The 6,639-nt window shown below is 38.8% G+C and carries 6 protein-coding genes and 1 riboswitch; all 6 genes read right to left on the bottom strand.

The window, feature by feature from the left end; all coding sequences use genetic code 11:
• The 6 genes from dapB to lysA all read right to left on the bottom strand — a co-directional run bounded on the left by dapB (position 1) and on the right by lysA (position 6,090).
• Positions 1 to 765, bottom strand: coding sequence for a 4-hydroxy-tetrahydrodipicolinate reductase (gene dapB, locus ABZA26_RS04880; RefSeq protein WP_372713394.1), 765 nt, complete (start codon positions 763 to 765; stop codon positions 1 to 3).
• A 6-nt stretch (positions 766 to 771) separates the two neighbouring features.
• On the bottom strand, positions 772 to 1,653 hold the full coding sequence (gene dapA / locus ABZA26_RS04875) for a 4-hydroxy-tetrahydrodipicolinate synthase (RefSeq protein ID WP_372713393.1): 882 nt from the start codon (positions 1,651 to 1,653) through the stop codon (positions 772 to 774).
• A 22-nt stretch (positions 1,654 to 1,675) separates the two neighbouring features.
• Positions 1,676 to 2,674, bottom strand: coding sequence for an aspartate-semialdehyde dehydrogenase (locus tag ABZA26_RS04870; protein ID WP_372713392.1), 999 nt, complete (start codon positions 2,672 to 2,674; stop codon positions 1,676 to 1,678).
• A 62-nt stretch (positions 2,675 to 2,736) separates the two neighbouring features.
• Positions 2,737 to 3,564, bottom strand: a complete 828-nt coding sequence (gene dapF / locus ABZA26_RS04865) for a diaminopimelate epimerase (protein WP_372713391.1) — start codon at positions 3,562 to 3,564, stop codon at positions 2,737 to 2,739.
• Between the two features lie 8 nt (positions 3,565 to 3,572).
• Positions 3,573 to 4,775 (bottom strand): aspartate kinase, encoded by a 1,203-nt coding sequence (locus ABZA26_RS04860; protein WP_372713390.1) that lies wholly within the window; start codon positions 4,773 to 4,775, stop codon positions 3,573 to 3,575.
• A 13-nt stretch (positions 4,776 to 4,788) separates the two neighbouring features.
• Positions 4,789 to 6,090 (bottom strand): diaminopimelate decarboxylase, encoded by a 1,302-nt coding sequence (gene lysA / locus ABZA26_RS04855; protein ID WP_372713389.1) that lies wholly within the window; start codon positions 6,088 to 6,090, stop codon positions 4,789 to 4,791.
• 107 nt (positions 6,091 to 6,197) lie between these two features.
• A riboswitch (Lysine riboswitch) is annotated at positions 6,198 to 6,382 on the bottom strand.
• Between the last annotated feature and the right edge of the window lie 257 nt (positions 6,383 to 6,639).

The following is a 6,639-nucleotide window of genomic DNA, read 5'->3' as shown; positions in this document are numbered from 1 at the left end:
TTATTTTAAGTTTAGTACTTCTTTCATTGTATAGAATCCAGGTGCTTTACCTACTAAGAATTTTGCAGCTTTGACAGAACCCTGAGAGAAGATTCTCTTGGAAAGAGCTTCATGTTTCAACTCAATGATTTCATCCTGTCCTGCAAAAATAACGCTATGTTCCCCAACAATACTTCCACCTCTGATAGCATGGATTCCGACTTCTCTTTGAGTTCTTTTACCAACAATTCCTTCTCTCCCGTAAACAGCTTCTTTTTCACCGTTTAATGATTCATTTATTGAATCATAGAATAATTTGGCAGTTCCAGATGGGGAGTCCACTTTTTGATTGTGGTGTTTTTCAATAATTTCAATATCAAAAACATCGGCTAAAATTGGAGTGATCTGTTTCAATGCCTCTGATATGACATTAACTCCCAGAGACATATTTCTTGAGAAAAGTACCGCTGTCTTTTCACTTGCTTCTTTGATTTTGGCTAGTTGCTCATCGGTAAATCCAGTAGAACAAATCACTGCACCGATTTGATTTTCAACTGCAAATTCCAAAATCTCATCAAGGTTAGCCGGATTTGAAAAATCAATTATTACATCCACTTTTTCTCTGATATCATTTAAAGATTTATAAAGAATATCACTTGTTACAGGTGCTACTGCCTGAACGTCATCTCTCTTTTCAATAACTCCGGCAATATTAAGCCCGGCAGATGTAACATCTTCACAGACAAATTTACCCATCATACCATATCCGAAAACTGCTATATTCATAATCACCTACCCCTTTAATAAACCTATTTTTTTCATCTCTTCTGCTAATTTTGCAGTGGCTCCTTCACTCATCTCATAAAGAGGAAGTCTTAATCCTCCTACTTCAAATCCAGTAAGGTTCATAGCTTTCTTTATAGGAATAGGATTGGTCTCAATAAAAAGAGCATCTATAAAGGGCTTTAGGTGAAGCTGTAAATCTCTTGATTTTTCAACTTCTCCTTTTAAAAACAGATCCACCATATCGTGGGTCTCCTTAGGCATAATATTTGCGACAACAGATATTACACCTTTTGATCCTATGGACAGCATAGGAACTATTATATCATCATTTCCTGAGTACATCACAAAATTTTCATTACAAAGTCTGGCAATTTCAACTGCATAAGAGATATTTCCGCTTGCTTCTTTTATTCCCACTATTTTCTCATTTTTGCTTAAATGAGCCACTACATCTACGGGAATATTCATACCTGTTCTCCCTGGAACATTATAAAGAATAATCGGTATATTTACAGATTCTGCTATACTTTCAAAATGTCTGATAAGACCTTCTCTGTTAGTTTTATTGTAATAAGGAGTCACCTGTAAAAGTCCGTCAACACCTAGCTTCTCCGCCTCTACACTGAGTTCTATTCCGTGTCTGGTATCATTGCTTCCTGTCCCTGCGATTACAGGTATTCTTCCCTTTACTGTATCCACTGCACACTTTATTACAGCAAGGTGCTCGTCGTCAGAAAGTGTCGAAGCCTCTCCTGTAGTTCCTGTTATTATTATAGAATCTGTTTTATTTTCAATATGAAATTCTATTAATTCCACAAGTTTTTCAAAATTAACCTCACCGGTTTTTTTAAACGGGGTAATTATAGCTACTCCTGACCCTGTAAACATTATATTTCCTCCTTAATTGAGCTTAGATTAGACCCTTTTTGATTAAGAGTTCTGCTATCTGGACTGTGTTTGTTGCAGCCCCTTTTCTGATATTATCCGCAACACACCATATGTTTACACTGTTTTCCCTGCTGAAATCTCTTCTTATTCTTCCTACAAAGACTTCATCTCTTCCGCTTGCGTGGATAGGCATGGGATAAATGTTCTTCGATGTGTCATCCTCCACTATTATACCATCAAATCCCTTCAGCGCCTCAAATATTTCTGTCATTTCAAAGGATTTTCCAAGTTCAATATTTATCGATATGCTGTGACTGTTTTCCACAGGTACCCTTACACAGGTAGCTGTTATAGGGAGATCCGGGATCCCCAGGATTTTTCTTGTTTCCTCTATCATTTTACGTTCTTCTTTTGTATATCCGTCCTCTAGAAATACATCTATATGAGGAAGGCAGTTGTTGGCGATTGGATGAGGATAATTTTTAGGTTCTCTTCCCTCTAGTCCTCTTTTCAGATCCTCTATACCGTTCACTCCAGACCCCGACACTGCCTGGTATGTAGAATATACTACTCTTTTTACTCCGAATTTTTCAGAAAGAGCCTTTAACGGAAGTACCGACTGAATTGTAGAACAGTTGGGATTTGCTATTATTCCCTTATGTTTTTCCACATCTCCAGGATTTACCTCTGGTACCACAAGAGGTATCTCCGGGTACATTCTGAATGCGCTGCTGTTGTCTACCACTATTACACCTTTATCTCTGGCAACAGGTGAGAATCTTTCACTTGTTGCTCCTCCTGCTGAGAACAGGACTATATCAATGTCTCTGTCAAAAACTTCGTCAGTGAGCTCTTCTACTATATAGCTTTTCCCTCTATACTCCATCTTCTTTCCTGCAGACCTTTTGGATGCAAAAAGATACAGATTTTCAATTGGGAAATCTCTTTCTGCAAGCACTTCCAAGAATTTTCTTCCTACCATTCCAGTTGCACCGGCAACTGCTATATTATATTTTTTCATATTTTCCATACCTCTCTCGATGAAAATTTTATTTTGAGTCTATCTTTCAGAACTGAAATATTCTATTTAAAATAATGACCTTCTGCTATTTTTTTACTTTCTCCTGTCATAAATACTCCCTCATCAGTGAGCTCTATAAAGAGTTTTCCTCCTGGTACCCGGACCTCTACACTCTTATCCAGTCTTCCTGTAAGGTTTCCTATTACCACCACTGCACAGGCTCCCGTTCCGCATGCGAAGGTATATCCGGCTCCCCTCTCCCATGTTTTCACGTCCACCCTGTTCTTTGAGATTACCTTGGAAAAATTCACATTGGTTCTCTTGGGAAATAGAGGATTTATCTCCAGATTTCTTCCGTACTTTTGTATATCCAGTGTTTCCAGATCCTCTACGAAAGTCACACTGTGAGTAGTCCCCATGAAAAGAGCCGATACACTGAACTCCCTGTCATAAGATTCTATCTTTCTTTCAATAAAATCTTTTTCTGATATACTCATGGGAATATTCTCTGTCTCAAAAATCGGCATCCCCATATTTACCCTGGCTAAATATTTACCGTCTTTTTCATCTGTTTTTATTATCATGTTTCCTGCCAGAGTCTCTACTGACATGACATCCTTTTCCACAAGTTTATTATTTCTCACAAAGTGTGAAAAACAACGTACTCCGTTACCACACATGGGAGCCTCGCTTCCGTCGGCATTATAGAATATCATTCTTATGTCTGCTTTTTCTGATTTTGCCACTACCATCATCCCGTCTGCCCCTATACCAAAATTCCTGTGGCAGACCTTCATTGCAAGTTCTGAATAGTCGAGGCCTTTTACTTCCTCTTCATTGAATATTATAAAATCATTTCCAAGACCGTGATATTTTTCAAATTTTAACATACCGCCTCCTAGATATTAAATGCTTCTGCTATGGCATCTACAGCTGCTTTTTTCCTGTCCTTATCCATTGTAAAGGAGATACTGATCTCAGATGTGGTCACTTGGTAGAATTTTATATTCTTCTCTCCGAAAATTTCAAAAAGTTTTCCTGCTACTCCAGAGTGACTGATCATTCCCACTCCCACTACAGAGACCTTTATAAGATCCTGGTTTTTGCTTATCTTCAGGGCAGGATTCTGAGTTGCTATCATCTCTACCGCCTTGTCTAGCAGATCCTCCTCTGTTGCAGGACATGTGAAGCTTATATCCACCATGTCTTCCACTGACTGACTCTGGCTTATCATATCCACATTTACATCCTGTTTTCCCAGTGCAGAAAATATATTTGCTATTTTCTGAGGTTTATTATAAAGATTTTGCAAATTCACCATCAATACATTTTCATTTATGCTAAGTCCTGTTATAAGTTTCTCTTCCATTATCTGCTCCTTTTCTACTATATAAGTTCCGTTCTTTTCCCCTAGACTTCTTCCCACATATATCGGGACACCAAATTTTTTACCTAGCTCTACAGCCCTTACTTCCATCACACCTGCTCCCAGGTTTGACATCTCCATCATCTCTTCATAGGAGATCTTATCTATTTTCTTTGCTCCTGCATGGACTCTCGGGTCGCATGTATATATCCCGTCTACGTCAGTGTAGATCTCACACTGACATCCCAAGGCTCCCGCCAAGGCCACTGCACTTGTGTCAGAACCTCCACGTCCTAGGGTGGTTATATCCCCCGCTTCGTTTATCCCCTGGAATCCTGCCACAATAACTATCTTTCCGTCTTTAAGGTGTTTCTCTATCCTGTCTTTATTTATACTTTTTATTTTACTTTTTGTATGAGTTCCTGTGGTCTGTATTCCTGCCTGACTACCTGTGAGGGATACAGCTTCCTGCCCTTTGTGCTTCAGAGCCATAGATAGAAGAGCTATTGTCTGCTGCTCCCCTGTGGACATAAGCATGTCCAACTCACGCCTGTCAGGCCTCTCTGTGATCTCTTTGGCTTTCCCGATAAGTACGTCTGTCATTTTACCCATTGCCGATACTACTACTACTACCTCATTCCCCTCTTTTTGGACCTTTATGAGATGATCTGCTATGGTTTTTATTTTTTCAATTGTTCCTACTGATGTTCCCCCGTATTTCTGTACTATTCTCAATTTTTATTCCCCCTTAATAAAGCTTGAGGTCGTTTCTTATAAGATCCTCATAGCTCTCCCTTTTCACCGCTACTTTACTTTCTCCGTCCTTTACAAAAACCACTGCAGGTTTTCTTATTCTGTTGTAATTGCTGGACATACTATAATTATAGGCCCCTGTAGTTCCAATTGCAAGTATATCTCCCTCTTTTGCTTCCTGGAGATATACGTCTTTCAGAAGAAGGTCTCCTGATTCACAGCACTTTCCTGCTACTGTCACCAGATCTTCTTCCTTTTCATTTACTCTGTTGGCTATGACCCCTTCATACTGTGCCTGGTAAAGGGCCGGTCTTATGTTGTCTGTCATTCCTCCGTCTATAAAAATATATTTTTTACCGCTGTATGTTACCTTTGTTCCCCCCACTGTATAGAGGGTAGTTCCTGCATTTGCCACTATACTTCTTCCTGGCTCTATTATCACCTTGTCCAGTTCTATACTGTATTCATCTAGTTTCAGCTCCAGGTCTCTTATCATCTCTTTACAGAATTTCTCAAAGTCCACTGCCTCGTCTCCCTTGAAATAATAAACTCCGAAGCCTCCTCCGAGGTTCAACACTTTCGTATCAAGGCCTGTCTCTTCCTTCATCTGCTTTACAAATTTCAGCATTGTGTCCATGGCAGCAAAGAAAGGCTTTTCATCAAATATCTGAGATCCTATGTGACAGTGAAACCCCTTAAGTTCCACATATTCAGCAGCCATAAATTTATTGATTATATCTTTTATATTTTCGTCAAATATAGACTCACCGAATTTTGAAGAATAAGTGGAAGTCTGTATATACTCATGAGTATGTGCCTCTATACCTGGATTTACCCTCAAAAGAACATTTATTTTCTTCCCCTTTTCCCTGCAGACTTTTTCCAGCTTATCCAGTTCATCTCTGTTATCTACGATTATCTCTCCGAGTCCGTAGTCTAAGCACATCTCCAGTTCTTCCCATGTCTTGTTGTTCCCGTGCATATGTACTCTTTCCATTGGAAACCCTGCACTCTTCACAGTGAATAGTTCTCCCCCGGACACTACATCCATGCTCAGTCCGTGTCTGTCTACGATCTGACACATCCCTGTAGTAAGAAAAGCCTTTGATGCGTACACAACCTCAGTCTCAAATCTGTCTGATTTAAAAGCTGCTTTGAATGTCTCCATATTTTTGCTGATGAGAGCTTCATCCATTACATAGAGAGGTGTTCCATGCTTCCCCACCAGCTCTTTGGCACTCATTCCCCCTATACAAAGCTGATTTTCTTTAATCTCCATAGAACCAAAAAGTTTCATTTATATCCCCCCTAAAAAATCTCCGTTTTATATTAAAATTTTATATACAAAAAAAGTTGGCAGGGTACAATCCTACCAACTAAAACAATACAAAAAAATTATAGTTATGGTAAGATAGCACTCCATTGTCTTCACGAGACAACGACAGTACACCGGATATTTTCCGATGCCCCAACCCATCCCCATGGCACGTGAGAATGAATTTCGGCAGATCCCCCTTTTAGAAATGTTCACTGAGCTGGCCGGCTCTCCCTTTTCTTACTAATGATAATCTGCAACCTCTATCTTTATTCTAATTTAATTTTAAATTTCTTTTTAAACAAAACAATTTACAGATCTCTCTGAAAACATACCTTTTAACAAGCTATGATTATTTCTGTCTATAAATTTATTTGTCTTATTCTACAACAGTTACAGCAATTTTAAAAATTCACACAGTATACAATGCAGATATATTTAATATATTTATATTCTTCAGAGCCTGTATTTACTGAGTTCTATCTGTTTCTGACTGTGTTCGAAAAAGTAACCTTTTCTCTAAAATTATAG

Origin of the sequence: Ilyobacter sp. (assembly GCF_041583315.1) — a bacterium.
GTDB lineage: Bacteria > Fusobacteriota > Fusobacteriia > Fusobacteriales > Fusobacteriaceae > Ilyobacter.
The sequence above is the reverse complement of the archived record's forward strand: the minus strand, read 5'-3'. Positions and strand labels throughout refer to the sequence as shown.

Bases quoted from the DNA above. Each gene is read 5' to 3' on its own strand.
- dapB (WP_372713394.1), bottom strand. From the start codon at position 765: ATGAATATAGCAGTTTTCGGATATGGTATGATGGGTAAATTTGTCTGT.
- dapA (WP_372713393.1), bottom strand. From the start codon at position 1,653: ATGTTTACAGGGTCAGGAGTAGCTATAATTACCCCGTTTAAAAAAACC.
- ABZA26_RS04870 (WP_372713392.1), bottom strand. From the start codon at position 2,674: ATGAAAAAATATAATATAGCAGTTGCCGGTGCAACTGGAATGGTAGGA.
- dapF (WP_372713391.1), bottom strand. From the start codon at position 3,564: ATGTTAAAATTTGAAAAATATCACGGTCTTGGAAATGATTTTATAATA.
- lysA (WP_372713389.1), bottom strand. From the start codon at position 6,090: ATGAAACTTTTTGGTTCTATGGAGATTAAAGAAAATCAGCTTTGTATA.